The sequence below is a fragment of the Haloarcula marismortui ATCC 43049 genome (assembly GCF_000011085.1).
Taxonomy (GTDB): Archaea; Halobacteriota; Halobacteria; order Halobacteriales; family Haloarculaceae; genus Haloarcula; species Haloarcula marismortui.
The window spans coordinates 19056-44696 of sequence record NC_006394.1 but is presented as its reverse complement, the minus strand read 5'-3'; the positions used below and the strand labels follow the sequence as shown (position 1 = coordinate 44696).

Below are 25641 nucleotides of genomic sequence, written 5' to 3'. Positions count from 1 at the left end.
TCAGTCGCGAAGCTCGGCGACCGACTGTCCGACCTCGCGAACGTGTTCACTTCGCTCGAGGTCGAGTTCCTCGGCGAGGTAGTCAACTGTCTCTTCGAGGCTCATGGTGGAAAGAAGTCCGTCAAGCGGTATAAACCTAGTGCTGGTGCAACAATGTAGTCCATCAGAGGAAGCGTCTGTGTATACCAAACTACGTATCCCTCGGGAAAACTGTGGAATCGGTGACTGCATAGCGATACCCACCGAAATCACGCAGTGTCGCCATTTGCTGTCCATCAACCGAACTCAATTGAAAGAAGCTCCGAAGCGATCGGGAGCGTTTCAGTCTGCAGGTTGTGCGTCAGTCGCTGGTGTCCCGCTTGGAAGCTCGGGGATGGACAGGTCCACGCGGCGGAGCAGCTGAGCGTTGATCGCGACGATTACTGTACTCAACGACATCAGGAGCGCACCCACAGCGGGGGAGAGCAGAATCCCGATCGGTGCCAAGACGCCTGCTGCGAGCGGAATTGCGAACACGTTGTAGCCGGCCGCCCAGACGATGTTCTCCTGCATCTTCCGGTAGCTCGCCTTACTGAGTTTCACGAGCCGAACGACGTCCATCGGGTTGTTCTGGACGAGGATGACGTCGGCCGACTGGACGGCGACGTCGGTGCCGCTCCCGATCGCGATACCGACGTCGGCCCGCGTCAGCGCCGGCGCGTCGTTCACCCCGTCGCCGACCATCCCGACGAGCTTGCCCTGGTCCTGAAGCTCCTGAACTTTCTCGTCCTTGTCTTCGGGGAGGACCTCCGCGAACACCGTGTCGATGCCCAGTTCGTCGGCGACAGCGTTGGCGACATCCTGGGAGTCCCCAGTCAACATCGCCACCTCGATGCCCAGATCGTGGAGGGTATCGACGACACGGAAACTCTCCTCACGGATTACGTCAGCCATCGCGAACGCGGCAATCAGCTCGCCTTCACGAACAAGGTATACCACCGTCTGAGCGTTCTGTCCCGCCTCGTCAGCGAAGCGGCGGAGATGGTCGGGTATCTCGCTATCGAGTTGGGTTAACAGGTTTGGCCCGCCGACGTACACCTCATTTCCGTCGACGTTCGCACGGACGCCTCGGCCTTTGATCGCCTCGAAGTCGGTCGCGTCAGGTGCGGTGAGGTCCTGCTCGTCGGCGGCCTCGCGTATGGCTCGCGCGATCATGTGTTCGGAGTCGCTTTCGACGGCTGCTGCCAGCGCGAGAGCGTCGTCTTCTTCCACGCCCTCGACGGTCGCCATGTCGACGACGCCGTGTTCGCCTTCGGTGAGCGTCCCCGTCTTGTCGAAGATGATGGCGTCCAGGTTCCGCGCCTCCTCCATCGCGATACGGTCCCGGACCAGCATCCCGTTGCGAGCCGCCAATGACGTGTTGATTGCGACCACTAGGGGGATGGCGAGCCCGAGTGCGTGCGGGCAGGCGATGACGAGCACTGTGACGACGCGCTCGATGACCGTTGCGTCGAATGAGACCGCGAGCGTCCACGCGATTGCTGTCACGACTGCCGCCGCGAGGGCGACGTAGAACAGCCAGCCTGCCGCTCTGTCGGCCAGTACCTGTGTCTTGGATTTGCTCTGCTGGGCTTCCTCGACGAGGCGCATGATTCCCGCGAGCGTCGTCTCCTCGCCCGTCGCACCGACGCGCACGCGGAGGCTGCCGTCGCCGTTGATCGTCCCACCGATGACCTCGTCGCCGGGGTCTTTCGAGACCGGTTTCGATTCGCCCGTGATCATGGACTCGTTGACGTCGGAGTCTCCCTCTTCGACGACGCCGTCAGCAGGGACACTCGCACCCGGCCGGACGAGTACGAGGTCGCCCTCGGAGAGTTCACTCACCGGGACCTCCTCAGTGTCGCCGCCGTCGGTAATCCGCTCGGCGGTGTCCGGCATCAGCTTCGCCAGTTCGTCGACCGCACTCGAGGCCCGTCGCACCGACCGCATCTCGATCCAGTGCCCCAGCAGCATAATGTCGATCAGGGTGACGAGTTCCCAGAAGAACGCCGACTGCGTCGGGAAGACCACGCTCGCGAGGCTGTAGACGAACGCGACGGTGATCGCCATCGAGATGAGCGTCATCATCCCCGGCGACCGATCTTTCAGCTCCGGTACCGCCATCTGGAGGAACGGCATCCCACCGTACGCGAAGACGATGACCGCGAAGACGGGGTTGATCCACTCGCTGCCCGGGAACGCGGGGACGGAGAACCCGAGCCACTCCTGCAGCATTTCGCTGTATAGCAGGACTGGGATCGACAGGAGCGTCGAGACGAAGAAGCGCCGGCGGAACATCTGCTCGTGGCCCTTGTGCATCCCGCCATGCCCCTCACCGTGGCCCTCATGGGAACCGTGGTCGTGTCCTTCGCCCTCGTGTCCAGCGTGCTCGTGCTGCTCGTCGAGCACTGTCTCACTCTCCGCAGCAGGGTGTGCCTCTTCTTCCAGTAGGTCCTGTTCTACCCGCTGCTCGTCCGACTCGGCGTCCGATTCATCCTGCTCGCCGTGTTCGTGCTGGTGACTGCTGTCGTCCTGCTGGTGTTCCCCTCCAGGGAGATTCTCATTTGTATCTTTGTGGTCGTCCATAGCCCATATTCTCTGTAGAGGTGGATCCGCTGGCCCCCTGAATCTTCCCCACTGAACTGTACAGCAGGACCAGCGTAGCGAAGCTTCAAAGACAACGGTTGGCCGTTGTCTCGGAGTGGTCCGCGCGATTCTCAGGCGTAAGCGGTGTACCCGGCGTCTTCGACGGCCTCCACGAGAGCTGTGACATTTGCCTCACCATCGACGCTCGCCTGTTCGCTCTCCCTGTCGACGGTCACGTCAGTCACGCCGGATACCTCTTCGAGGGCCTCTTCGACCGTCTGCTCACAGTGACCGCACGACATTCCTTCCACGGTGATGGTCGTCGTCATACAGAGGTACATACGGCTCCCTCTCTTTAGCGGATTTCCCCTTCGATTATACTGGTCTCTTGGGGGTCAAACTTTAGATTCCAAGTGATACGTGCAGCCGAAACGAACCAAATTTCAGATTCAGCAACTGACGATGCGGGAAGACTCAGGTACCGTTGTGGCGCTCCAGATACGTCTTCGCCGCTAAAAAGACGTATAGTGCGCCGATAGCCCGAATACCCGAGCGGAATCGCTCGTTCCATTCGACCGACTCCGGACGCTCGTACAGGAACGTGGTGGCAAATCTTCGATACAGATCGGGAAACAGGAAGACGATAGCGCCGAACACACCGGTAAGATTCATCAGCCACGCGTATGCTCGCCCATTGAGGAGGGAAATCGCAGCTATCAGAACGCCCTCAGACCGGATAGCTGGGCGGACCCACCCTCTCACTGTTCCCCCGCTTCGATTCGCAATCGCAAGTTTCTCGAAGAGACTGACGATTTTGTCCGGGAACAGCGCTGAGAGAGCGCCAAGGACACCCACGAGTGTTCGAATCATACGATACTGTACGACCGGTACGGACATAATTCCCGCTGCGACCCTACACTGGTGAGAATAAGGGGAATCCGAACAATAGCGACTTCGAATGAGGAACAACGCCCAGAGGCCGCTTCTCGAATGAACGTCCCGAATCCTCAGGGGTTCGGGGCATACAGGGCGTAGAGGATCGACAGCATCCCGGCGGCGGTGACGAGTGCTGCGACGAATCCTGCTTCGAAAATCGACACTTGGAGGAGTTCGAAGAGCACGCCCTCGAGGAGGCCGCCGAGCCCGACCAGCGCGAAGCCAGCCGCGACGTACAGGAGTAACTGCGTGTGATGCCGTTGGTATCCGCGATAGGCCTGGTAGGCGATCACCAGCGCCAGGGCGGTCGTGAACAGCTTGCCGATGACGAATAACGTGTGTTCCATGAGTCAGTCTCCCCGCATTTCCTCGAAGATGGACGTAATCCGGTCGGCGGGGTCCGGCCGAACATCGATCTGCACGTCGAAGCCCTCTGCTTGGAGGAGTACTTCGACACGCTCGAGTCGCGCCTCGTACTCGCTGTAGTGCCGTCCGCCGGGGTCGACGTGCGTGTACTCCTCGAGGAGGCCCTGCTCGACGAGGCGGGTGACACGCCGCGAGACGGTCGGGCGTGACATATCGCATTCCTCGCTGAGCTCCTTCGCGGAGAGTCGGTCGGTCTTCGTCGCCACGAGGATGTTGCGGGCGTACTCGTCGTCGAGTGTGGCGAAGATGTCCGACGGGTCGGCCTCCTCAGTCACACGTCCGTACTCGCTACAGGAGGGTAATATAGCCCGCCGGTTTTCTGACTCAGAACGCCGGCTCGCTATTATATCGTCTCTACCCGCCTACTGATAGTTGAAGGTGCAATAATTATGTCCACACTCGACTCCGGCATGAACCAGCTTGAGAGCAGAGTCGGCGGCCTGACCGTCGGCGGGAAAGTCCACAGCCTCAGCGCGTGGTTCGTGCTGGCGCTCCGTCTCATGATGGGCTACGCGTTCGCGTACTCCGGCTTCACGAAGATCACCGGCGAGTTCGCGGCCGGCGGCTACCTCTCGAACGTTGCGGCGACGAACGGCAACCCGCTGGCGGGCCTGTTCGCGTGGATGGGTTCGACGCCGTGGTTTGTCGAGTTCGCGAACGTCGCCGTGCCGTACGGCGAGCTGTTCATCGGCCTCGGCCTCCTCGTCGGCGCGTTCGTCCGCCTCGCGGCGTTCTTCGGCGCGCTGATGATGCTCATGTTCTACTTCGGCAACTGGGACATGGGTCACGGGTTCATCAACGGGGACTTCGCGTACATGCTCGTGTTCCTCGCGGTCGCCGCGTTCGCCGCGGGCCGCATCCTGGGCCTCGACCAGTACATCGAGAACTACGACGTCGGCGGCGAGACGCTCGTCGAGCGCTACCCCGCCCTCGAATACATCCTCGGCTAACCACGCCGAGACCGTTGGGAGTACAACAATGCAAAATCCAATTCAAGCACGCGGGATTCGTTCTCTGGGATTCATCGTCGTTGGGGCACTGACTCTGGCCGTCGTCGCCGGAATGGCGCTAACGCACGCGACCGTCCCAGAATCAATGATGTGGAGCTGGCACGACGGCATGTGGAACAGCGGCCACATAGCCGGCTGGGGTGGCTGGGGCTGGGGGATGATACTGTTCGGGCTCCTGTGGATGGCACTTCTGATCGCCCTCCCAGTCTACGCCGTTTACTGGCTGACAACGCGGTCCCCTACGGACGGCCATACTGATGACAGCGCACTCGCTGTTCTCCAAGAACGGTACGCTCGTGGCGAAATCGACGACGAGGAGTTTGATCACCGTCGCGCCCGCCTGGTGTCCGACGACGATCGTTTCTGACCGCGTTGGTGTTACTGTCTGAGGAGGCGTCTGAGGACGTAGTGGAGGATTCCGCCGTGTTCGATATAGGTTACGGCGGCCGGCGTGCCGACCTGTGCTGTGACCGGGAACTCGACAGTCGACCCGTCCGCACGCTCGGCGATAACGGTCAGTTCGTCCATCACGTCGAGCCCGTCATCGAGGCCGTGGATCGTGAAGACCTCCGACCCATCCAGACCGAGAGATTCCCACGAGTCGCCATCATCGAACTGCAGGGGAAGCACACCCATGCCGACGAGGTTGTCGCGGTAGATGCGCTCGTAACTCTCGGCGATGGTTGCGCGGACACCGAGCAGGTCCGTTCCTTTCGCCGCCCAGTCCCGGCTAGACCCAGTTCCGAACTCCTCGCCAGCCATCACGACGAGCGGTATCCCCTCGTCCCGATAGCGGCGACTGGCTTCGAACACCGTGGTTTGTTCGTCGGTCGGGTGGTGGATCGTGTAGCCACCCTCGACGTCGTCGAGCATCTCGTTCTCGATTCGGACGTTGGCGAACGTCCCCCGCATCATCACCTCGTGATTGCCCCGACGTGCGCCGTAGGTGTTGAACTCGTGTGGCTCGACACCGTGATCGAGCAGCCACTGACCTGCGGGGAGGTCGGGACCGAACGGGCCGGCTGGACTGATGTGGTCGGTCGTAACGGTATCGCCGAGCGTCAGTAGACAGCGTGCGTCCTCGATATCGGCGACGCCGGGTTTCTCTACCGGGAAGTCCTTGAAGAACGGCGGTTCACGGATGTATGTCGAGTCCTCATCCCACTCGTAGACGTCACCCGTGGGCGCGTCGAGAGCAGCCCATCGCTCATCGCCCTCGAACACGGAGGCGTACTTCTCCTCGAACATCTCCGGAGAGACGTTCTCGTGGATTGCGGCCTGCACGTCCGCTGCGTCCGGCCAGATGTCCGCCAGATAGACTGGGTTACCCTCATCGTCAGTGCCCAGCGGCTCGTGTTCGAGATCGATGTCCATCCGCCCTGCGAGCCCGTAGGCGACGACGAGCGGCGGGCTCGCGAGGTAGTTCGCGCGGATCTTCGGGTGGATACGCGCCTCGAAGTTCCGGTTCCCGGAGAGAACGCTCGTCGTCCAGAGGTCGTGGTCGTCGATTGCCTGCTCGATGGGATCGGGAAGCGGCCCAGCGTTACCGATACAGGTGGTACAGCCGTAGCCGACGACGGCGTACCCGAGCTCTTCGAGATACGGAAGCAGCCCCGATTCTTCGAGATACTGCGTGACGACACGGCTACCCGGTGCGAGACTCGTCTTGACGTACGGCGGGACGTCTAGGCCTTTCTCGACGGCGTTCTGGGCGAGCAGTCCAGCAGCGATCATCACCGACGGGTTCGACGTGTTCGTACAGCTCGTGATGGCGCTGACGAGGACGTCTCCGTGTCCGATTTCGACCGTCTCACCGTCGAGGTCGACCTCGACACGTTTGGTTAACGGGTGCAGTTCCGATTCGGGTTCGACCTGAACGCCACCGTCGGTCTCCGCATCAGCTGCACCACCCTCACCGAGCCACCGCTGCAAGGCGTCCTCGTCGACATCATCGAGGTCGTCCTCGAACTCCCCGTGGAGAAGTCCCCGGAAGCTCTGTTTCACGTCCCCCATCGGAATCCGGTCCTGTGGCCGCTTGTGTCCGGCCAGACTCGGTTCGACTGTCGAGAGGTCGAACTCGACGACCTCAGTATATTCTGGTTCCTGTTCCCCGAACAGCCCTTGGGCTTCGAGGTACTCGCGAACGAGGTCGACGTGGTCGGGATCACGCCCGGTGAGTTCGAGATACTCGAGCGTCTGCTCGTCGACCGGGAACATACTGATCGTCGAGCCCTGTTCGGGCGCCATATTGGCGATCGTGGCCCGGTCGGGGACTGTGAGATTCTCCACACCGGGACCGAAGAACTCCACGAACCGGTCGACGACGCCGACCTCGCGGAGTCGTTCGGTGATGTGGAGCACGAGATCCGTAGCCGTCGCGCCCTCGGGTAATTCGCCTTCGAGACGGACGCCGACGACCTCGGGGAGTTTCATCGTGACCGGTTGACCGAGCATCGCCGCTTCCGCTTCGATGCCGCCGACGCCCCAACCGACCACACCGATGCCACCGATCATCGGGGTGTGGCTGTCCGTGCCGACGAGCGTGTCCGGCAGGAGCCAGTTCTCGCCGTCTTGCTCGCGGGCGTGGACGACCCGACCCAGATGTTCGAGATTCACCTGGTGGACGATACCGGTCCCCGGCGGGACGACGTTGAAGTTCTCGAAGGCGTTCTGCGCCCACTTGATCGCGCGATACCGTTCGGCGTTTCGCTCGTACTCCAGTTCGACGTTCTTCTCGTAGGCGTCCTCGGAGTCGAAGTAGTCGACCTGGACGCTGTGGTCGATCACGAGATCAATAGGAATCTCCGGTTCGACCAGGGTGGGATCTCGGTCTTTGCGGTCGACCTCGGATCGAAGGGCCGCCAGGTCGACGACTGCGGGTACACCGGTGAGATCTTGCAGGACGACTCGTGATGGAGAGAACGGAACCTCTGCGTCCGGTACGTCTGGCTTCCAGCCAGCAGCATTCTTGACATCCGCTGCAGTAACAGTTTCGCCGTCGGCGTTCCGGAGCACCGACTCAAGCAGAATACGGATGCTCACAGGGAGCGTGTCGAGGTCACAGAGCCCCTGCTCTTCGAGTGCTCGAAGATCGGCCATCTTGTACGTCGTCCCGTCGACGTCGAGCTCGCGGACGGCATCGAACGGAAGTGTATCAGTCATAGTATCTACACCTGGGATTGGCAGTCGTATCAATCCCTCTCCGAATCCGATTCGACGAGAATCGGGATTTGTTACGCAGAGGCATCGTATCCAGCGTCTTCGACCACAGTCACAAGCTCATCCCGTTCAGCGGACCCCTCGACCGTCGCGGATTCTGAGTCACGATCCGCAGTAGCGGACGTAACCCCCTCAACTTCTTCGAGTGCCTCTTCGACGGTCTGCTCGCAATGTTCACAGGTCATTCCTTCGACGGTGATTGTCTGAGTCATATCCATTCGTAGATAGGGGCGAGTATTCTATGTGGTTTTCTGCTTAGAATCCAATGTTGTCGCAGCCCTAGATCACCGATTTCGAAGGTGTGTTGTGGGCAACAATAATGTATCCTGCGAGACGAAGCGGTCGTATGCGCGATTTGGATGAAACCGACTTAGAAATCCTCTCGTTACTCGCTGATGACGCCCGCCGCCCGTTCAGCGATATTGGCGAGGAGGTCGACTTGTCGGGGCCAGCCGTTTCTGACCGGGTAAAGCGATTACAGGAAGCTGGCATCATTAACAACTTCACGATTGACGTCAACCGGGCTCATCTCCGAGCTGGTGTACCGGTATTTATTCAGGCCGAAATCGGCTCAGCGTCGTTGGAGGCCGCCCGCGAGCGGGCTCGAGAGTCAGATGGCGTTGAACACGTCTTCACGACCTCCGAAGGAGATCTTTGGTTCTATGCCCGTGTTGAAGCCCAGAACGTACGTCAGTGGGTAGATGGACTCTTTAACGAGATCGATGTAGCAGATTACACCGTCACACTAATTGACGAGCTTGAATGGACGCCGTCCGTTGATGGCGTCGAATTTGCACTCACCTGTGCTGAATGTAACAATACCGTTGATAATCAAGGTGAAACGACGAGAATCGACGGAGAGATCTATCACTTCTGTTGTCCGTCCTGTCTCACACGGTTCGACGATCGGTATCAGCGACTCGAAGAGGGAGCGTAACGCTGTCTTTGGAATCCAAATTTTCCTGCAGTCGAAACCCCGCCTCTCGAAGCAGTAAATCGCCTAAACCTAGACCCCGTATAGTAGAACAAGCATGACAAGCCAAACAATCCATCTTGATATCACGGGAATGTCCTGCGCCAACTGTTCGGCGACGATCCAGGACACTCTCGAATCGCTCGACGGGGTATCGGAGGCGGATGCGAACTTCGCCACCGACGAGGGTTCCGTCACCTACGACCCTGAAGAGGTATCGCTCAAAGAAATCTACGACGCGATCGACGAGGCCGGGTACGGCGCAGTCTCTGAGACGGTAACGATTGCCATCTCCGATATGACCTGTGCCAACTGCGCCGAGACCAACCAAACCGCTCTTGAAAATATTCCGGGCGTCGTTAATGCGGAGGTCAATTACGCAACCGACGAAGCACAGGTCACCTACAATCCTGCGGAAGTATCTATTGGTGCGCTGTACGATGCTATCGAGGAGGCTGGCTACTCGCCCGTCCGCGAAGATGGTGCCGACGAAGAGTCGGGCCAGGACGCACGAGATGCCGCCCGTCAAGCCGAAACTCGGAAACAACTCAGGTTGACCCTCTTTGGGGCAGTGTTATCGGCACCGTTGCTCTTCTTCCTCATCGACAATTATCTGCTCGGTGGCGCGATCGTCCCTGAAGCCGTCTTCGGTGTGGAACTTGGCTGGGTTGAGTTCCTCCTCGCCACGCCGGTACAGGCGATCCTCGGCTGGCCGTTCTATAAGAACTCGTACAAGGCGATCGTGAAGAACGGCCGCGCCAATATGGACGTGCTGATTGCGATCGGTTCAACAACGGCCTATCTATACTCTGTGGCAGTCCTTGCTGAACTCATTGCAGGTGGACTTTATTTCGACACGGCAGCCCTCATCCTCGTGTTCATCACGTTGGGTAACTATCTCGAAGCTCGGTCGAAGGGCCAAGCGGGTGAGGCCCTCCGAAAGCTCCTCGAAATGGAAGCCGAAACGGCGACCATTGTCCGCGAGGACGGCAGTGAAGAAGAAGTTCCACTCGAAGAGGTCACAACTGGTGACCGGATGAAAATTCGTCCAGGTGAGAAGATTCCCACAGACGGTGTCGTTGTCGACGGTCAGTCTGCCGTCGACGAGTCAATGGTCACTGGCGAATCTGTGCCTGTCGAGAAAGAGGAGGGCGATGAGGTCGTCGGCTCGACGATTAACGAGAACGGCGTCCTTGTCGTGGAGGCGACGAAGGTTGGAGAAGACACGGCCCTCCAACAGATCGTCCAGACAGTCAAGGAGGCCCAGTCGCGCCAGCCCGACATCCAGAATCTCGCCGACCGCATCTCCGCGTACTTCGTGCCTGCGGTCATCGCGAACGCCCTTCTCTGGGGTGTCGTCTGGTTCCTGTTCCCCGAGGCTCTCGCTGGCTTCGTCGACTGGCTCCCGCTGTGGGGTCAGGTTGCTGGCGGCCCGGCCCCGGTCGGTGGGACCGTTTCAGTCTTCGAGTTCGCGATAATTGTCTTCGCGTCCTCGATCCTCATCGCCTGTCCCTGTGCGCTGGGGCTGGCGACGCCCGCAGCGACGATGGTCGGGACGACGATTGGTGCCCAGAACGGCGTCCTGTTCAAGGGCGGTGACATCCTCGAACGCGCAAAAGACGTCGACACGGTCGTCTTCGACAAGACGGGCACCCTCACGGAGGGTGAAATGGAACTCACCGACGTGGTCGTCTTTGATAGCGATGGAAATGTGGTGACTGACGGTGGCGAGCCGACCCCAGATGGTGGACAGCTCAGCACCCGTGAGCGCCTCTCAGAGGATGATGTGCTTCGACTGGCGGCGATAGCTGAAAGCGGCAGCGAACACCCGCTCGCCCGTGCAATCGTCGAAGGGGCCGAAGAACGCGGCCTGGACGTGACTGAGCCTGACGACTTCGAGAACGTTCCGGGCCACGGGATCAAAGCAGTCATTGGTGACAGCGAGGTGCTGGTCGGCAACCGCAAGCTGCTGCGGGACAACGGGATCGACCCCTCTCCCGCTGAGGAGACGATGGAACGCCTCGAGAACGAGGGGAAGACGGCGATGCTGGTCGCCTACGAGGGGGAGCTCGTGGGTGTGGTCGCCGACGCCGACACAGTGAAGGAAAGCTCCAAGCAGGCTGTCACAGCACTCCAAGAGCGGGGAGTTGACGTGATGATGATTACGGGCGACAACGAGCGAACTGCCCGTGCGGTCGCTAAACAGGTGGGTATCGACCCGAAGAACGTCCGCGCAGGAGTCCTTCCTGAGGACAAGTCCAACGCGGTCGACAGTATTCAAGACGAGGGCCGGCAGGCGATGATGGTCGGTGACGGCGTCAACGACGCTCCGGCACTCGCGGTCGCACACGTCGGGACAGCAATCGGCTCCGGCACCGACGTCGCCATCGAAGCTGCAGACGTCACGCTGATGCGAGACGACCCGCTCGACGTGGTAAAGGCGATCCGAATCTCAGACGCGACACTCCAGAAGATCAAACAGAACCTCGTGTGGGCGCTCGGTTACAACACGGCGATGATTCCGTTAGCGTCGCTCGGCCTCCTCCAGCCCGTGCTCGCTGCAGCAGCAATGGCGTTCTCGTCGGTGTCGGTGCTGACGAACAGTCTCCTGTTCCGGCGGTACACCCCCGATCACGACTACAAGCTCTTCGGATTTCTTCGCTAACCGTCACCTCTAGATCAATGTCGAATATTTCCCGGCACACGGTTCGAAGGTACCTCGTCGAGACAGCCAGTAGCGAACCGACATACCTCCGGGCTCGCGAGATTGCCAGCGACCTCGACGGATCTCCCAAGGCAGTCGCGCAGTATCTCAGCCAGCTCCAGGACGAACTCACAATCGTTTCACTCGAACAGTGGGGGCGCTCGAAAAGCACGACGTGGCGATTGGAGGTGAACGGGTCGTGAGTACTGTCACCCGCCGCGTCGAGACTGTCCTTCCGGAGACCGGCTCACGCGAGTGGTGGGCGCTGTACCTGCTGGCCCCGCTCGTCCTCCTCGGTGGGGGCATCCTCGTGTTTCCGACGTTGGTCTACGACCGGTTCATCTGGCAGTATCTCTGGGGACCAGTCGTCGCCGATGCGGCCGGTCAGCCAGTCACGCACGAGGGGGTTCGTGCTGTCCAGGGCTACAACGCGGTGAACACGGTAATCTACCTCGCGGCAGTCGTATACAGCCTCCCCGGACTACGTGCGTATCTCGACCAACTCGACGTCACGTTCGACGCACGACTGGCCTACGGGTTCGCTCCGATCATCATCGCAGGTGGGGCGATGCGCGCCCTCGAGGATCTCGGGCTGCTCGGGGACTACGCGGTGTGGTTCATCACGCCATCGATTTACATCGTCGTCACCGCTGTCACCATCCTCGCGCTCGGTGTCGGTGCACTCTTGCGTGACCAAAATATCGGATCTATCCCGCTAACAGTCGGGCTCGTCGGGTCGGTGTGGGCTGTCGGGGCCGTCTGGTGGGCTGTTTGGCACGGCCTCTCGACATCGACCCCACTCCGCCTATGGGTTCCTGTCGCGACGACGGGGATAGCGCTCGGCGTAACCGCACTCTACTACTGGGGCGCGAGTTTCGTCAATATCACACACCTTCGACACCCGCTAATTCTGCTGGCCGTTTTCGGCCAGTTGTGGGACGCTGCGCAGAATCTCATCGGTGTGACGTTCCTCGGCTACTCCCCAAAGCTGGTCGTGACGAATCTCGTGTACCAGGCGACTGGATTCTCCGGATCGACGTTCGTGCTGAAACTCGTCGTGACTGTCGGCATCGTGTGGTATCTCGCCGATGCGAAAGAGGAGATGAATCACACGTGGTGGTGGCTTATGACGTTCTTCATCGGAGCGATCGGACTCCCGATGGGCGTTCGTGGGTCACTTCGGATGCTGTTGGGAGCTTAACGATGGCCTCAAAGATTGGCAAAAACCGATGACACGAACGTCCAAAATTGCGGTAATAGGTGGAGGGATGGCCGGGCTTGCAGCAGCTGCTGGATTCGACGACGCTGGATTCGTCGTCGAACTATATGAGCGGCAGTCCTACGATAGCAAACGCGTTAATTGCGGAGAAGCGATGACAGCGGTATCGAAGATCCCACTCGAGCCGACTGTAGAGAACGGCTTTCTCAATCCGCTGCCAGCGATGGAAGTGGAGGTGTATGACGGAATCGACGCCGATCGCCACCGCACTGGAGCCGGCACCTTTCCTGCTGCGGATACATATATAACGGACCGAAATGTCGTTGAGCAGTCCTGGGCAGAACAACTCTCAGAGAAGGGTGTTGACATCCACGAAAACCAGTCTATCACACGGACAGATTTCCACGAGTTCACCGATGAGTATGATCTCGTCGTTGATGCAACCGGTCAGCCATCACTCTCTAGTAAAGCGCTCGGAACAACCAACGAGTATTCAGGATATATGGTAGCGCTTAACAGTGATGTCGAAGGGGACTTCACCGAGTTGTACCCGAACAGCCGGATAATTCTGGAGAACTATACAGGGTACTCGTGGGCATTCCCGAAGACATCGCAACGAGCCAACGTTGGTATCGGCTGGACGGTCAGTGACCGGCCTAGTGATTATATGAAGGCATTGAGGGAAGCCTGTAAGCGGAATGGGTGGCCAGTCCCGTCGCAGGAACGGACGAACGTCGCAATCATTCCCGAGGGACCCAGTCTCGATCCCGACAGAACCTATCTACCGGAGCATTCCGTCGTACGGGTTGGTGATGCTGCGGGGATCGCAAACCGACTCACTGGAAAAGGAATTTCACAGGCCGTTGAATCGGGATTCTTGGCCGCAGAGTTGGCTAACAGCGGCCAATTACACAATTTTCCTGACAGTTTATATCAGAGGATGAAAACGGAGTACATTTTCGCCACAGTTGTGAGATACTTTCTTGAAACTCGTAATCCCAAGGTTCTGGGAGCAGCAATTCGTGCCGCTGCCGGGATCGATATTGAAGACGTTGACCGGTCTCCGAGTACAGTTCTACTGCGTCTCCTCCGCCACCCTGTTTTGTTTGCCCGTATTTTCTCGAGACGACGAGTTTTAAACCGTGTCTATGGAGGAATGACTAACCAATGGGAGTTGATTAATTGACATCCGCTCGAGTTAAATTCTCAGAATCTGTTAGCTACTGGGAGGATCGGTAAGTACAGAGGATTAAATCAGCAAATGGAGTCCCTCAAGCGAATTTTCCGAGATCCAGAATTCGGTGGGCTCGGCTTCATCAGTGTTCCCGCTTACACGCCCCAGCACACAATCAGTCCGTAGAGGGTGACCGAATTCCTTCTTGAGAATCATCCAACTCACCTCGGATATCCGCGTTCCTGAAATGAGCCCCGACTCTTAGAAATCACGAACACCATCAATCTTTTTTACTACATCTGACAAAATCAGCCGTGAGGTGAAGTATGCCATGTCAACTCAATCCATCCGTACGAATTTTCTCGGAACCGAGACGTCGTTCTCGGTCTCGGGAGCCTGGTTGTCGTATTGGATCCTGCTGCTCCGGCTGACCGCCGGGTGGTGGATGCTCCACGCTGGCCTTGACAAAATCTGGGCGTGGCCCTTCGACGCCAGCTGGTTCGTCGGCGGAGCCGCTCAGGGCACGATTCTCGCCCCCTTCGTCACGCCGTTCAGCGACGGCATCCTGTTGGCGTTCGTCAACGTGGCGGTACCGCTTGGGCAAACCGCCATCGGTCTCGGGCTGATACTCGGTGTCCTCACGAGGACCGCCGCCTTCTTTGGTGCCTTCATGATGCTGTTCTTCTACTTCATCAACGGCTACGGTGGCGGCTGGGCCAACGGTATGGTCACGGGTGAACTCCTTGGGATCATGGTCTTCGGAACCATTGTGGCACTTGGAGCGGGCGGCGTCCTGGCAGTCGATAACCGCCTGCGTGAGATGGAACTGTTCGAGAACACGCGATTACGGAAACTCCTCGGGTGACTACCAATGAGTGACTTATCAACGGCAGACCAAATCGCCATGTACGTCGGCGGTGGCCTGGTTGTCTTGGGCGTCGTCGTGATCGGCCTGCTCGACATGCTACTGGGAGCCGGGCACCCAGTCGATAGCGAGGGAGCAATCGAACACGCTGCAGTGGTCCCCATCGACATTAGGGCGGGCATCATCCTGCTCGGCTTGGTGATTTGGGGACTCGTCGCCGTTTACAAGTTTGCCGCAGGGTCGGCACCGTCGGGATCGACTACGGGCCAAACCCCATCCGGCATGGACGACTAGTTCAACAACTCAGTCCGTGGAGCCATTTGCCAGTTAACTTTTCGCGTTGCTCGCACTAACGTCCATCTGATGCACCTAAACGTGAAGACAAACACGATTTTTAGGAGTAGCCCTGTCGTTTCTTGGTTTTCCTTCTGGTCAGTACGCGCGCTTTATTCAGCAGAACGAACTTAACACTCTTTGGTTTGGTAGAAGAAACGGGGATTAATACGCAATTAGAATTTCCGAATTTAAGACTGAAATTAGTATATTACAAATAATATTTCAATATAGCCTTGACTTCCGATTCTGGTTTGTCTTTCGAAGAAAGGTGTACGGGTGTTTTTTCAATTCAGCTGTCCTTCGGTTAATCGTTAGAACGGGGTAATCTGCTTCCTCGATCACTTGAGCTGCGACGCTTCCCTGTAATAGCCGACGAATGCCAGTCAATCCTCGTGTCCCCATTGTAACAAGGTCGATGTCAGTCACCTCAGTGTATTTGAGAATCTCCTGCTGAGGTTGACCAAATCTCAACGTAGTTCGGACAGGAACGTCCAAGGTCGCTGCCTTCTCCGTAATGTCCTCCAAGAGCCGAGTTCCCCGCTGTTCCCAAGAGTCAGTGACCTCTTCCCACGTGAATCCAGGCCGACTCGAATAGGACTGTTCGGAAATGATAAAAAGTCCATGTAGGGTTGCATCATACCGTTTAGCAATTTGTAGCCCATGTTTGAAGGCCACAGATGCCTCGTCGTATCCATCCGTAGGCACGAGAATATCTGTGAACTGACTAGTAGATAACTCTCCTACCGGATCAGAGGGATCCATATCAGGTATCGTCAAGACAGGAAGAGAGATATTTTGAATGATGTGGCTGGAGACGTCTCTCCGGAGAATTCGTGCTAATCTAGTCTGTGTAGGTTTCTGGTGGACAAGCAAATCGATATCATTCTCCTCAGCGTATTCCCGAATAACACCTGGAGAGTGCCCACTATCCACTGCTGGTATCACATTGAGTCCGAGCGAGTGGGCCTGATCCACCACGGGTTCAATTACCGCTGCTGCGTCCCATTCCTCTTGTTTAGTGACTTGATCGGATTCCACCTCCGTGCGTTCCTCATCTTGAATATATAACACGTGGAGAGCCGCATCATACGTTTCTGCAAGTGATAGGCCATATTGGACCACTGAGTCCCTTATATCAGCTCCGTAGAGTGGAATGAGGATCTGGTTGTACAGGTTGATGTCCGCACCTTCTCGAACTTCTAGATGGCTGGGGGAGTTCATACATATCTATACGTAACGACGATTTACCGTGCTTTCTGTTAAGAATCGAAACCGGGAGAACAGTCTCTGGGGTGGTGACTTGAGGCTTTTATCGCAAGTAACTCGCTATAGCACGTCTATTTCGAAAAGAGTGGAGACGTCGTTTGGAGTCGCATCAGTTCGACGAGAGCGTATTTCCCACAGTTTCGAGGAGTGAAGTGTCGGAGTCGGTGCGACGAGTCATGCTCTGGGTCATGTTGGGCGCAATTTAAGGCCGATATGCTCGTTGACGGAAAACCGTCACGGCAGCACCCTCGACCGATGAGGGTCGCCACATAGAGACGAATACGGGACTCTGACCTTTGGGGTTTCCTCCTCAGAACTGAAAGTCACCTTCCCCGTCGTGCTTGAATCCGTTCTCAATACACAGGAAAGGTCGACGTACAATTGAATACTTCCGAGCCAAGTGACGAGCATATGGAACGGGCCGTAACTCGTCGCGAACTACTACGGGTCGGTGCGACGACAGTCGCACTCGGAACCGCCGGTTGTTTGGGGTCATCGAGTGGGGATGAGTGGGATATCGAGGGAACGCTAGCGGTGACGAACGCCCAACAATACAGTTCACCAGGCTGTAGCTGTTGTGGAAAATATGCGTCGTACCTGCGGGAACAGCTCGACACGACGCTCGGGGAAACCGAAACCGAGGACGTGACGGATCTCAAGCGCCAACACGGTATTCCATCGGATCTACAGAGCTGTCACACACTCGTCCTCGACGAGTACGTCGTCGAAGGACATGTTCCTGCCGAGGTTATCGCGACGATGCTCGAGGAAGAGCCGGCGATTGACGGCATCGCGTTGCCCGGGATGCCGGCTGGATCGCCGGGGATGGGCGGGACGAAGTCCGACACATTCACCGTCTACAAACTCGGCGGCGGAAAGACAGGTGACGTGTACACCGAAATCTGAACAGAAAACACCTGGTCAAGATACTTTGGGACGGCAGTCGACACCCTAAACAATGATTCGACGACTCCTCCACGATCTCGGATACGTGCTTGCATACGTCCTTTTCCTCGGCGCGAATACGCCAGAATCGGTCGTTACCCGTCTTCGCATCGCCTATCGCCTTGTCGGTGTCCGGATCGTCGAGACGCCACAGGTTGATTCGGTCGAACGGACGATCTTCCTGTGTCCGTACCGAAATCTGGGCACTACGTGGGTTAGGGAGAAGTGGATCTGTCACGACATCCTGGACCGCGTCGACGACGGATACGTGACGTATCTCCGACGGCACAAGGGAATCGACTACCAGCGTCCTCGCGGGTGTGCCGACCTCGCGTACTGCGACGAATCCGAGTACTGCTATTCGGAGGTTTCCGAACTCGAGTAGGTGGCCGATGGATCAGAGTACTCTCCGCCACCGAATCACCGACCAGTTTTCTTACCGCGGCGAGCGAGCCGATATCTGGCGGGCGTTCGACCTCCTGTTCGATACTGACGAGTTCCTCAATCTCGGCTACTCGGAGTGGTACCAGCCACATATAGCCGGTTCGAGTCAACGTCGCCTCGTCACGGAAGTCGGCTCAAGGGTCGCGTCGCATCTACCCACAACCGACGGAGTGCGCCTCCTCGATGTCGGCTGCGGTCGGGGGGGTCCAGCCCTCCACCTCGCCTATCAGTTCGGCTTCAACGTCACTGGTGTCGACCTCGTTCCGTACAACATCCAGATGGCAACCGAGAACGCACGGGGTAAGCACCTCGATTCCGAGTTCATCATCGGTGACGCGACACAACTCCCGTTTACCAGGGACTCGTTTACCGCGTGTACAGCCATCGACGCACTCGTATACCTCCCCGAGCGGAATCGCGTTTTCGCTACAGTCGCAGATACCCTCGAACCCGAGGGGGTTCTCGTAGTCTCCGATCTCGTGATGCAGTCAGACGTGACTGAAACGGAACGGAGATTGGTCGATTCATTTGCGGATGCGTGGGATATGCCGTCCTTGGGTACTGTTGAAGGATACAAAGCTGCTCTCGACGAGACGAGCTTTGAGCTCAAAGCGGTCGAAGATATCACGAAACACAGCGTCGGACGCTTCCGAAAGTGGACGACGCTGTACCTCCAGCTACTCACGAGCCCGCTCCGGGCTCTCATTGAACGACTGTTAGGAGCGTATGATCTCGATCCCCCAGCGATTACTGAGCAGGTACGGAAGGCTCACCACGCGCTGCCGTTCCTGCGACACGTTATCTTCGTTGCGGAACTAGAGACTACTTGACTGCTACTTGCACGGCGCAAGAAAGAATCGGATCGTCACGTCGACGCTTGAGCATCCACGAATTTGGATGGACCTGTGGGGTCTTCACTGCTCGTGATTGTCGTGTGGTGGATCGTGACCCATAGGTTTAGAATTGGTTCAGACTCCAGTATTTATATAGGACACAGATAGGAATCCGTTGGTATACTCGAACGATAGTTCGGGATTGTGAGGTACTAACCGTTGATTGTGGAGTCAGAAAAGCCAAACCGTGCAGCACGGCTCAAATCGCTATGTATCCCGACTTTGGATTGCTAAGAACAAATTGCTTGATTCAGGCCCTCGTACCATTGATGTGGGGTGAAACCGAATGGCAACTGATCCAGTCTGTGGAATGGACGTCGATGAAAGTGATCCGGCGGCCACAGCTGAGTACGACGGTCAGACGTACTACTTCTGTGCCGAGGGCTGCAAGGAGACGTTCACCTCGACACCGGAGGAGTACGTCTAACCGTCACACCCCACACCTGCGTCGTAGCTCCCCCACACCCACCCCCATTCCGCCTTTCGATGACCCAACCAGAACTTGACGACACGGATCGCGAAATCCTCCGTCTTTTAGCGGAGAACGCGAGACGACCCTACAGCACTATTGCTGAGGCTGTAAATCTTTCACCCCCGTCCGTTTCAGCACGCGTCCGTCAGTTGGAGCAAGAAGATGTCATTCGTCGATTCACCGTTGATCTCGACCTCACACAGTACGAAAACCGGATACACGTCATGGTACGCCTCCAGCCTGAGCTCGGAAAGACGGATTCTCTTCGAGAATCGATCCTCGAGACCCCAGCCGTAGAACACGTATTCACAACTGCGGAGGGCGAAATCGTAGCTGTTGCGACGCCGCCGCGGAATACAGTCGGAAACTGGGCGCAGCAATATCTACCACTGACTGACGTGCGGCGATACGACGTACAACTGCTGTCGAACGCTGCTCAATCAGCGTATGCCGAGGGGACTGAATCCGCACTCAAATGTGCAAATTGCGGAACTACTGTCGGTGAAGACGGACTAGCCACCCGTGTCGGTGGTTCACTCCAGCAGTTTTGCAGTGAGAACTGTGAAACAACGTATAGGGAACAGTATACAGAAAGTCAAGAGAAATCTGATGCTTAGAGTCTAGCATTAGCTGTATACTCAATTCCTGATTGCTTACGAGTTTGCTGCAAATAGTTTTGATTTGAAACAGTAATCGCAGTGAATTAGAAGCGTGTGTATACACCTATGGAAGCGTCCACAACCACCAAAGGAGAAGCTACAAGCAACAAGGTACTCGTCCGTGCTAATGAGATTGAAAAAACGTACGGATCGAGTTTTCCATTTACGCGGTCAGTGACCGTCCTCACCGATGCCGATCTCGAAATTCGGACGGGGGAAATCGTCGGGATCGTCGGCGCGAACGGGTCGGGCAAATCCACGCTCATGAACATCCTCGTCGGTGTCCTCGAACAGGATTCCGGAACAGTCGAACGGACGGGAACCGTTGGCTGGTGTCCACAGGAACCACTGCTTTACGACCGCTTGACGGTCGGAGAGACGTTCCGACTGTTCGGTTCCGGATACGGAATGACCGCCGAAGAAATCGACGAGGCCAAACACCGCTTGGCGTCGAAACTCGATTTCGAGCAGTACCTTGACTACCGAATCGACCAACTCAGTGGTGGAAACCGGCAGAAAATCAATCTCAGTATCGCCCTGATGCACGATCCGGACGTCCTCATGCTGGACGAGCCCTACACTGGATTCGACTGGGAAACGTATCTCACGTTCTGGGATCTCGCCGAGGAACTCGCTGCCGACGGAACAGCTGTCACGATGATTTCACACCTGATCGAAGAGCAAAGTCGTCTCGACCGCATCTATGAGGTTCGTGACGGACAGGTCTACGACGTGACTGACCAGGAAGGCGAGACTGATGCAACGGCCAGTGAACGGGGGGAAGAGACCGATGAATAGGGTTTGGACGGGGATTCGGGCGAACGTCTCCACCTTCCTCAGAACCCCCCTGAATGTTGTCCTAGCACTTCTCCTTCCGATTGTCGTTATCGAAGGCTGGGGACAAGCAATGGCTGGGTTACCAAGTATGCCGACGGTCGAGGCGATTCCGATCGAGCTAGGTCGCCTTCTCGGAGCGATATTCGGGGTCGCCATCATTGCCGGCCTGATGGGACTCGCGCAGATGATTAGTGCGCGTGCAGCCGATCGGCGACTCGTTCAGACAGGCTATCCACCCCGAACACTGCTTGCGACTCGATTAGCGGCGCTCGGAGGAGTGACCGTTGTCGTGGCTGCCGTAAACTACGGCGTTCTCTGGCTGACGATTTCACCGGGAGCCCCTGTCCTGACGTTCGTATTCCTCGTACTTGCCGGCCTCGTCTATGCGTTTCTTGGCGCACTCGTCGGGGCGCTCCTTCCACGACTGTTCGAAGGCTCGCTCGTCGTGGTGTTCCTTGCAATGATGGATGCGTTCCTCAGTGGCGACAGTCCGCTGGCCGCCGACGTTCCCGAGTTCGTGGAATACTTCCCGCTCTATCATCCAAAGGAACTCCTTCAGGAGGCGATGTTCCAAGGCACATATACGACGGGTGATCTCGGCTTCGTCGCCGGATACCTGCTAGTCCTGCTTGTACTCGTCACCGCAGTGTTCGGAGTGACGATGCGCACCAGTGGTGGGTGGTCCGCATGAGTCGTACGACAACGGCGTTCACAATCGGCATCAAAGAACAGGCGCGAAACTACGTCCTCGTCGCTCTACTGGTCGTCCTACCGGTCTCGTTCATCACGTTGGCGTTCGCAGTCACCCAGGACGTCGAGATGCCGGTTCGGACGCTCGTCGACGGTGAGACGGTGACGGTCATGCGAGGGATGCCTGAGGTCCACGGCGTGATTATGACGCCGATTACGAGCGCCCTCATCGCGGGACTCGCCGGGTTGTTCCTGATGCGAGAAGCCAAAGACACAGACGGTCGTCTGGCAGTCGCCGGCTATCGTGCACGACAGGTAATCACTGCCCGGTTTGGGGTCCTCGCAGCAATCACTCTCATCGTTACCGGCGTCTCAGTCGGCGTGATGCTCGTCGATTTCCAGCCTGAGCATCTCTGGTGGTTCGTCGCAGCGATGCTCGTCGTCTCGGTCACGTATGGTCTCATCGGGATGCTCGTCGGGGCCGTTTTCGACCGCCTAGCCGGGATGTGGCTAATGCTGATTCTCCCGATGCTCGATATCGGACTCTTCCAGGATCCGCTGTTCATCCAGTCCGAGCCCGAATGGTGGATGAAACTACTCCCCGGCTATTGGCCCGTCCGTGTGATGGTCGATACCGGACTCACAACGGACGTAGATACGACTCTCTCATTGGTGTGGGCTACTGGATACCTCCTCCTCGTAGCTGTCCTCACAATCGGCGTCTACTACCGAATTACACAGGAGAAGTAAGATCAGGCCAGTAGACTACTTACTCCGGTAACTGTAGGGGAGAAGACCCAAACAGCACTATATCCAGCTTCGCTCAATTGGATAGTTTGACTCGGATTTCACTACGACCGTCTGATCGGGCAAACGGTTCGGTGGACTCTGGTTGCTGCTGTGTCCCTCGTTCTCTGGGCACCGATGAGTGCGGCTTACGTTCCGCGGAGAAGTGCCGCGGCGTAGGAACAGGTCTTCGAAGGACTCCTGAGCGAGGGACCTCAGGCGTGTAGAAATGGCGACGACACCGCGCCTTACCGAGATGGGTCTTCACTCCCAGTCTCCAACCGTTCACGACGCTTCTGGAACTCTTCTTCGTCGATCTCGCCTCGTGCGTAACGACGTTGGAGGGTTTCCATAGCGGAATCGTCACTCTCTGGAGGTGCATCGCCTCGACCCATTGCCCAGTAGAGGAAGCCGCCGACCAGCCCCAGCATCCCGAGTGCCCCGCCGACGAACGGCAGCCCACCGAACCATCCACCGTTCCGGCCGTGCATCATCCCTGGACCCATCATTCCGCCATCGGTACTCCCACTGCCGTCGACGTCCGAGCCGACGGCAACGGCGCCGTTCTGGACGATCGTTTCGCTGTCTGGGACCTCGCCGTCCGGGATCGGGCTGTCTTCAGCTGGACCGCCAGGGCTACCAACGACGATGCGACCGACCATGCCGACCGTCTTGTGAGGGATGCAGTAGTAGTCGTACGTTCCGGGCACCTCGAACGTGTGCTCGAAGCTCCCCTGCGAGATGGTCCCGCTGTCGAAGGCGGTGGCGTCGGCGGGAACGCGGTCCGGATAGGCCGTCGCCGAGTGAGCTCCGGCTGCTATCTCGAAGCGGACGGTCGTGCCAGGTTCGACGTGGAGCCCGATCGGGTCGAAGTAGTTGTTGCCCATCTTCACGACGGGCGTCTCCTGTGCGGCGACTGGTTGGGTGAATCCCGCACTCGCGACTGTGCCAGCACCGAGCGCTCCCAGGAACTGGCGTCTACTGTAGTCTGTCATTGTAGCTGGTTGGCTTCTGTTATCCACGGATGATGCTGGCGAGCCGGTTCGTGAGTCCGGGCGATTGCTGGCCGGCGCTCTCGATGGCAGCCTCCAATTCGTCCCGGTCGACGATGCCGATGAACTCGGCCGTCTGTTCCCCGTTTGCATACACGAGCGTCGTTGGCGTCTTTCGGACACCGTACTCCTCGGCCGTCTCCAGATCGGTCTGGATGTCAACCTCCCGGAACTCGACATCCGGATACGCATCTTCGATACCCTCGTTTTTCTCTCGCTGCGTTGCGCACGCTCCACAAGTCTCCTGTGTGAACAGGATAACTTCCGTCATAGTAGCTAGTATGGTCTTATGCTTTTAGCACACTTCTATTCACATCCGAAAGCTGTGAGGGTCACAGATTTCGGATTCCAAGGGGCCGGACGTGAGTAACGCCGGAGGTTGGTGGTCGGACCGTCACTCCGAGCGTTCGAGCTTGTTCCGACGCGCCTCGAACTCTTCCTCGGTGAGATCTCCGCGGGCGTATGCCATACGCAGCTCCTCCATTGCGGGATTCCGCGACGACTGCGATGCCGTCACGCGACGGAAGACGAGATATCCGCCACCGAGCAGGAGGAGGAGGAAGACCAGCTGGACGAGCATCCCGACGAGTGGCCACCAGCCGCTGGTCGTCCCGTATCCACCCATCATTCCACCGTATCCCATCATCCCGCCGAATCCCATCCCCATCGTGAGCAAGGGGAGGACGATGATCGCCCCGAGGATGAGGAGGACGATGGTTGTGGTGTCGAGTTGGTTTGATGATGTCATGGTTCAGATCTCGGTCGATGATTCGAGTTCGTCCGCGACGCTGGCGAGAACGCGTTCGAACCGGTCGTGGACCTCGTTCGCGATCGAGTCGAGTGCCTCGTTGTCGGCGATGCCGACGAGCTGTTGTGGGTCGACGGCACTCACCATGACCTCGCCGCCGTCGGTTTCGTAGACAATGACGTTACACGGGAGGAGTGCGCCGAGTTCGATCTCTTCGTTCAGGCCCTCGTGTGCCAGCCCCGGGTTGCACGCACCGAGGATGCAGTACTGTCGAAACTCCTCGCCGAGTTTCTCCTCGAGCGTCGCTTGGACGTCGATGTCACAGAGGACGCCGAATCCTTCGTCTTTGAGCGCCGCAATCGTCGTGTCGACGACGTCGTCGAACTCACCGGTGACTGAAGTCTGTATTGTGTATTCCATGAAGTATCATACCCCGTCTACGGGGTTAACGGTTGGGTGCCGCAACGGCGGCCGTTGGGAATATGATGTATCGGCTGGAACAGCAGCTGCTCCAGTCATCCGGTGCGTTCGAGCTGTTCTCGCCGCCGATCGAATTCGTCATCCGAGAGCTCTCCGCGGGCGTAGCGCTCACGGAGAACCGACAGCGACTGCTCTTCGTTCCCACCGGAGCCTCGATTGAGGAGCGCATAGACAATGTAGAGCGGAACGGCGATGAGGAGCCCCATCCAGAGGAACCCCCAGAGCCCCATCGCTCCACCGAAGAGGCCCCAGCCGCCCCCCATCATGCCGCCGCCGTAGCTCCCACTACCGTGGGCAACAGCCGGTCCAGTCGCCGCAACTAGCAGCGGGACGGCGAGGATCGCGAGTCGCCGAGCAGTGCGTCCGATGTGAGTGGTGAGTTGCGTCATTATCTTGCGTTGGTGAGTTGTGGTGTTCGATTGGAGCGATCGAAACGGCCAGAGCCGTCAGCAGTGGCCCTGCCCGTACATCCCGCCGTTGTAGCCGTCGTCAGCCCCGTCGTGGTATTCCCCGTCAGCCATGTCCTGGGCCATCTCGTCGACGGTCACACCCATGTGCGACTCCATCCACTCGACGCTACCCGGGCCCATGTGTTCGGTCATCTGTGCCTCCATCCAAGTGGCCCATTCATCTGCGGTGGCATTGTCCGTAGGCGCGTCGTCAGCGGTCGTTGCGTTGTCGTGTGCGCTGACTGCCGGTGCGGCGAACGCGAGTCCGACAATCGCGAGCGCCACGAGCAGCCACCGGCCGAGTTTGAAGTTGGTCATTGTCTCTCTCCTCGGTTACTCGTAGGCCTGCTCGGGAGTTATCGACATGGGTGTGAATCCATACAGGAGAACGTTCGAGAACGTCTATAACATCTTCTAACCGTTTTGCTCGAGGGAGACCGTTCATACCTACGGA

31 protein-coding genes are annotated in these 25641 nt (G+C 58.1%); 17 read left to right on the top strand and 14 right to left on the bottom strand.

Annotated features, from left to right (window positions below; genetic code table 11):
- Window positions 1-321: 321 nt before the first annotated feature.
- From RR_RS01690 to RR_RS01670, 5 genes are all read right to left on the bottom strand, one after another.
- On the bottom strand, window positions 322-2604 hold the full coding sequence (locus RR_RS01690) for a copper-translocating P-type ATPase (RefSeq protein WP_011222423.1): 2283 nt from the start codon (window positions 2602-2604) through the stop codon (window positions 322-324).
- A 131-nt stretch (window positions 2605-2735) separates the two neighbouring features.
- Window positions 2736-2933, bottom strand: coding sequence for a heavy-metal-associated domain-containing protein (locus RR_RS01685; RefSeq protein WP_049938511.1), 198 nt, complete (start codon window positions 2931-2933; stop codon window positions 2736-2738).
- Between the two features lie 145 nt (window positions 2934-3078).
- Window positions 3079-3474: a hypothetical protein gene (locus RR_RS01680; RefSeq protein WP_049938496.1), complete on the bottom strand. Its 396-nt coding sequence runs from the start codon at window positions 3472-3474 to the stop codon at window positions 3079-3081.
- Between the two features lie 137 nt (window positions 3475-3611).
- Window positions 3612-3887 (bottom strand): DUF7521 family protein, encoded by a 276-nt coding sequence (locus RR_RS01675; RefSeq protein WP_004515576.1) that lies wholly within the window; start codon window positions 3885-3887, stop codon window positions 3612-3614.
- Window positions 3888-3890: 3 nt separating this feature from the next.
- Window positions 3891-4241 (bottom strand): ArsR/SmtB family transcription factor, encoded by a 351-nt coding sequence (locus RR_RS01670; protein ID WP_049938495.1) that lies wholly within the window; start codon window positions 4239-4241, stop codon window positions 3891-3893.
- A gap of 114 nt (window positions 4242-4355) precedes the next feature.
- On the opposite strand from RR_RS01670, the gene RR_RS01665 reads away from it, so the two are divergent.
- On the top strand, window positions 4356-4916 hold the full coding sequence (locus RR_RS01665) for a DoxX family protein (RefSeq protein ID WP_011222420.1): 561 nt from the start codon (window positions 4356-4358) through the stop codon (window positions 4914-4916).
- Between the two features lie 28 nt (window positions 4917-4944).
- On the top strand, window positions 4945-5343 hold the full coding sequence (locus tag RR_RS01660) for an SHOCT domain-containing protein (protein WP_011222419.1): 399 nt from the start codon (window positions 4945-4947) through the stop codon (window positions 5341-5343).
- Window positions 5344-5354: 11 nt separating this feature from the next.
- Here RR_RS01660 and acnA read toward each other — a convergent pair whose 3' ends face one another.
- Both acnA and RR_RS01650 read right to left on the bottom strand, forming a co-directional pair.
- A complete protein-coding gene (gene acnA, locus RR_RS01655) occupies window positions 5355-8138 on the bottom strand; it encodes an aconitate hydratase AcnA (protein ID WP_011222418.1) in 2784 nt (927 codons plus the stop codon).
- Between the two features lie 71 nt (window positions 8139-8209).
- A complete protein-coding gene (locus RR_RS01650; protein WP_049938510.1) occupies window positions 8210-8407 on the bottom strand; it encodes a heavy-metal-associated domain-containing protein in 198 nt (65 codons plus the stop codon).
- A 134-nt stretch (window positions 8408-8541) separates the two neighbouring features.
- On the opposite strand from RR_RS01650, the gene RR_RS01645 reads away from it, so the two are divergent.
- The 7 genes from RR_RS01645 (at window position 8542) to RR_RS01615 (ending at window position 15424) form a co-directional block, all read left to right on the top strand.
- Window positions 8542-9132, top strand: a complete 591-nt coding sequence (locus tag RR_RS01645; RefSeq protein WP_049938493.1) for an AsnC family transcriptional regulator — start codon at window positions 8542-8544, stop codon at window positions 9130-9132.
- A 94-nt stretch (window positions 9133-9226) separates the two neighbouring features.
- On the top strand, window positions 9227-11833 hold the full coding sequence (locus RR_RS01640) for a heavy metal translocating P-type ATPase (protein ID WP_004594598.1): 2607 nt from the start codon (window positions 9227-9229) through the stop codon (window positions 11831-11833).
- Window positions 11834-11850: 17 nt separating this feature from the next.
- Window positions 11851-12075 carry a DUF7123 family protein gene (locus RR_RS01635; protein WP_004594599.1) on the top strand — a complete coding sequence of 75 codons (225 nt, stop codon included), beginning with the start codon at window positions 11851-11853 and terminating at the stop codon, window positions 12073-12075.
- Window positions 12072-13073 carry a DUF63 family protein gene (locus tag RR_RS01630; protein ID WP_004594600.1) on the top strand — a complete coding sequence of 334 codons (1002 nt, stop codon included), beginning with the start codon at window positions 12072-12074 and terminating at the stop codon, window positions 13071-13073. The genes RR_RS01635 and RR_RS01630 overlap by 4 nt, the downstream gene beginning before the upstream one ends.
- A gap of 28 nt (window positions 13074-13101) precedes the next feature.
- The gene (locus RR_RS01625; RefSeq protein ID WP_011222414.1) at window positions 13102-14277 is read left to right on the top strand and encodes an NAD(P)/FAD-dependent oxidoreductase; all 1176 of its coding nucleotides are present in this window, start codon (window positions 13102-13104) and stop codon (window positions 14275-14277) included.
- Between the two features lie 319 nt (window positions 14278-14596).
- Entirely contained in the window at window positions 14597-15130 is a 534-nt protein-coding gene (locus RR_RS01620) for a DoxX family protein (RefSeq protein ID WP_004594602.1), read from the top strand.
- A 6-nt stretch (window positions 15131-15136) separates the two neighbouring features.
- Window positions 15137-15424 (top strand): hypothetical protein, encoded by a 288-nt coding sequence (locus RR_RS01615; RefSeq protein ID WP_004594603.1) that lies wholly within the window; start codon window positions 15137-15139, stop codon window positions 15422-15424.
- Between the two features lie 264 nt (window positions 15425-15688).
- On the opposite strand, the gene RR_RS01610 is transcribed toward RR_RS01615, so the two are convergent.
- The gene (locus tag RR_RS01610) at window positions 15689-16687 is read right to left on the bottom strand and encodes a universal stress protein (RefSeq protein ID WP_011222412.1); all 999 of its coding nucleotides are present in this window, start codon (window positions 16685-16687) and stop codon (window positions 15689-15691) included.
- Between the two features lie 456 nt (window positions 16688-17143).
- On the opposite strand from RR_RS01610, the gene RR_RS01605 reads away from it, so the two are divergent.
- The 8 genes from RR_RS01605 to RR_RS01575 all read left to right on the top strand — a co-directional run bounded on the left by RR_RS01605 (window position 17144) and on the right by RR_RS01575 (window position 22422).
- Window positions 17144-17638, top strand: coding sequence for a DUF411 domain-containing protein (locus RR_RS01605; protein WP_004594605.1), 495 nt, complete (start codon window positions 17144-17146; stop codon window positions 17636-17638).
- A gap of 52 nt (window positions 17639-17690) precedes the next feature.
- The gene (locus RR_RS01600) at window positions 17691-18062 is read left to right on the top strand and encodes a hypothetical protein (protein WP_004594606.1); all 372 of its coding nucleotides are present in this window, start codon (window positions 17691-17693) and stop codon (window positions 18060-18062) included.
- A 7-nt stretch (window positions 18063-18069) separates the two neighbouring features.
- Window positions 18070-18951, top strand: coding sequence for a class I SAM-dependent methyltransferase (locus RR_RS01595; protein ID WP_004594607.1), 882 nt, complete (start codon window positions 18070-18072; stop codon window positions 18949-18951).
- Window positions 18952-19300: 349 nt separating this feature from the next.
- The gene (locus RR_RS01590; protein ID WP_011222411.1) at window positions 19301-19441 is read left to right on the top strand and encodes a YHS domain-containing protein; all 141 of its coding nucleotides are present in this window, start codon (window positions 19301-19303) and stop codon (window positions 19439-19441) included.
- A 59-nt stretch (window positions 19442-19500) separates the two neighbouring features.
- The gene (locus tag RR_RS21380; RefSeq protein WP_004594609.1) at window positions 19501-20103 is read left to right on the top strand and encodes an AsnC family transcriptional regulator; all 603 of its coding nucleotides are present in this window, start codon (window positions 19501-19503) and stop codon (window positions 20101-20103) included.
- A 216-nt stretch (window positions 20104-20319) separates the two neighbouring features.
- Window positions 20320-20943 carry an ABC transporter ATP-binding protein gene (locus RR_RS01585; protein WP_004594610.1) on the top strand — a complete coding sequence of 208 codons (624 nt, stop codon included), beginning with the start codon at window positions 20320-20322 and terminating at the stop codon, window positions 20941-20943.
- A 109-nt stretch (window positions 20944-21052) separates the two neighbouring features.
- Window positions 21053-21673: an ABC transporter permease gene (locus tag RR_RS01580; RefSeq protein ID WP_204365968.1), complete on the top strand. Its 621-nt coding sequence runs from the start codon at window positions 21053-21055 to the stop codon at window positions 21671-21673.
- A complete protein-coding gene (locus RR_RS01575) occupies window positions 21670-22422 on the top strand; it encodes an ABC transporter permease (protein ID WP_004594612.1) in 753 nt (250 codons plus the stop codon). The genes RR_RS01580 and RR_RS01575 overlap by 4 nt, the downstream gene beginning before the upstream one ends.
- A gap of 284 nt (window positions 22423-22706) precedes the next feature.
- On the opposite strand, the gene RR_RS01570 is transcribed toward RR_RS01575, so the two are convergent.
- From RR_RS01570 to RR_RS01545, 6 genes are all read right to left on the bottom strand, one after another.
- Window positions 22707-23453 (bottom strand): plastocyanin/azurin family copper-binding protein, encoded by a 747-nt coding sequence (locus RR_RS01570; RefSeq protein WP_004594613.1) that lies wholly within the window; start codon window positions 23451-23453, stop codon window positions 22707-22709.
- Window positions 23454-23472: 19 nt separating this feature from the next.
- On the bottom strand, window positions 23473-23781 hold the full coding sequence (locus RR_RS01565) for a thioredoxin family protein (RefSeq protein WP_004594614.1): 309 nt from the start codon (window positions 23779-23781) through the stop codon (window positions 23473-23475).
- A 123-nt stretch (window positions 23782-23904) separates the two neighbouring features.
- On the bottom strand, window positions 23905-24258 hold the full coding sequence (locus tag RR_RS01560; RefSeq protein ID WP_004594615.1) for an SHOCT domain-containing protein: 354 nt from the start codon (window positions 24256-24258) through the stop codon (window positions 23905-23907).
- Between the two features lie 3 nt (window positions 24259-24261).
- Window positions 24262-24678 (bottom strand): DUF302 domain-containing protein, encoded by a 417-nt coding sequence (locus tag RR_RS01555; RefSeq protein WP_004594616.1) that lies wholly within the window; start codon window positions 24676-24678, stop codon window positions 24262-24264.
- Between the two features lie 95 nt (window positions 24679-24773).
- Complete coding sequence (locus RR_RS01550) at window positions 24774-25127, bottom strand: SHOCT domain-containing protein (protein WP_004594617.1); 354 nt, start codon at window positions 25125-25127, stop codon at window positions 24774-24776.
- A gap of 57 nt (window positions 25128-25184) precedes the next feature.
- Entirely contained in the window at window positions 25185-25505 is a 321-nt protein-coding gene (locus RR_RS01545; protein ID WP_004594618.1) for a hypothetical protein, read from the bottom strand.
- Window positions 25506-25641 lie beyond the last annotated feature (136 nt).

Excerpts from the sequence above, each read along its gene's own strand:
- RR_RS01590 (WP_011222411.1), top strand. The coding sequence starts at position 19,301 with ATGGCAACTGATCCAGTCTGTGGAATGGACGTCGATGAAAGTGATCCG.
- RR_RS01650 (WP_049938510.1), bottom strand. The coding sequence starts at position 8,407 with ATGACTCAGACAATCACCGTCGAAGGAATGACCTGTGAACATTGCGAG.
- RR_RS01620 (WP_004594602.1), top strand. The coding sequence starts at position 14,597 with ATGTCAACTCAATCCATCCGTACGAATTTTCTCGGAACCGAGACGTCG.
- RR_RS01660 (WP_011222419.1), top strand. The coding sequence starts at position 4,945 with ATGCAAAATCCAATTCAAGCACGCGGGATTCGTTCTCTGGGATTCATC.
- RR_RS01625 (WP_011222414.1), top strand. The coding sequence starts at position 13,102 with ATGACACGAACGTCCAAAATTGCGGTAATAGGTGGAGGGATGGCCGGG.
- RR_RS01600 (WP_004594606.1), top strand. The coding sequence starts at position 17,691 with ATGATTCGACGACTCCTCCACGATCTCGGATACGTGCTTGCATACGTC.
- RR_RS01665 (WP_011222420.1), top strand. The coding sequence starts at position 4,356 with ATGTCCACACTCGACTCCGGCATGAACCAGCTTGAGAGCAGAGTCGGC.
- RR_RS01565 (WP_004594614.1), bottom strand. The coding sequence starts at position 23,781 with ATGACGGAAGTTATCCTGTTCACACAGGAGACTTGTGGAGCGTGCGCA.
- RR_RS01575 (WP_004594612.1), top strand. The coding sequence starts at position 21,670 with ATGAGTCGTACGACAACGGCGTTCACAATCGGCATCAAAGAACAGGCG.
- RR_RS01610 (WP_011222412.1), bottom strand. The coding sequence starts at position 16,687 with ATGAACTCCCCCAGCCATCTAGAAGTTCGAGAAGGTGCGGACATCAAC.
- RR_RS01615 (WP_004594603.1), top strand. The coding sequence starts at position 15,137 with ATGAGTGACTTATCAACGGCAGACCAAATCGCCATGTACGTCGGCGGT.
- RR_RS01645 (WP_049938493.1), top strand. The coding sequence starts at position 8,542 with ATGCGCGATTTGGATGAAACCGACTTAGAAATCCTCTCGTTACTCGCT.
- RR_RS01690 (WP_011222423.1), bottom strand. The coding sequence starts at position 2,604 with ATGGACGACCACAAAGATACAAATGAGAATCTCCCTGGAGGGGAACAC.
- RR_RS01570 (WP_004594613.1), bottom strand. The coding sequence starts at position 23,453 with ATGACAGACTACAGTAGACGCCAGTTCCTGGGAGCGCTCGGTGCTGGC.
- RR_RS01635 (WP_004594599.1), top strand. The coding sequence starts at position 11,851 with ATGTCGAATATTTCCCGGCACACGGTTCGAAGGTACCTCGTCGAGACA.
- RR_RS01675 (WP_004515576.1), bottom strand. The coding sequence starts at position 3,887 with ATGGAACACACGTTATTCGTCATCGGCAAGCTGTTCACGACCGCCCTG.
- RR_RS01555 (WP_004594616.1), bottom strand. The coding sequence starts at position 24,678 with ATGGAATACACAATACAGACTTCAGTCACCGGTGAGTTCGACGACGTC.
- RR_RS01545 (WP_004594618.1), bottom strand. The coding sequence starts at position 25,505 with ATGACCAACTTCAAACTCGGCCGGTGGCTGCTCGTGGCGCTCGCGATT.
- RR_RS21380 (WP_004594609.1), top strand. The coding sequence starts at position 19,501 with ATGACCCAACCAGAACTTGACGACACGGATCGCGAAATCCTCCGTCTT.
- RR_RS01560 (WP_004594615.1), bottom strand. The coding sequence starts at position 24,258 with ATGACATCATCAAACCAACTCGACACCACAACCATCGTCCTCCTCATC.
- RR_RS01595 (WP_004594607.1), top strand. The coding sequence starts at position 18,070 with ATGGATCAGAGTACTCTCCGCCACCGAATCACCGACCAGTTTTCTTAC.
- RR_RS01685 (WP_049938511.1), bottom strand. The coding sequence starts at position 2,933 with ATGACGACGACCATCACCGTGGAAGGAATGTCGTGCGGTCACTGTGAG.
- RR_RS01680 (WP_049938496.1), bottom strand. The coding sequence starts at position 3,474 with ATGATTCGAACACTCGTGGGTGTCCTTGGCGCTCTCTCAGCGCTGTTC.
- RR_RS01580 (WP_204365968.1), top strand. The coding sequence starts at position 21,053 with ATGGCTGGGTTACCAAGTATGCCGACGGTCGAGGCGATTCCGATCGAG.
- RR_RS01640 (WP_004594598.1), top strand. The coding sequence starts at position 9,227 with ATGACAAGCCAAACAATCCATCTTGATATCACGGGAATGTCCTGCGCC.
- RR_RS01550 (WP_004594617.1), bottom strand. The coding sequence starts at position 25,127 with ATGACGCAACTCACCACTCACATCGGACGCACTGCTCGGCGACTCGCG.
- acnA (WP_011222418.1), bottom strand. The coding sequence starts at position 8,138 with ATGACTGATACACTTCCGTTCGATGCCGTCCGCGAGCTCGACGTCGAC.
- RR_RS01605 (WP_004594605.1), top strand. The coding sequence starts at position 17,144 with ATGGAACGGGCCGTAACTCGTCGCGAACTACTACGGGTCGGTGCGACG.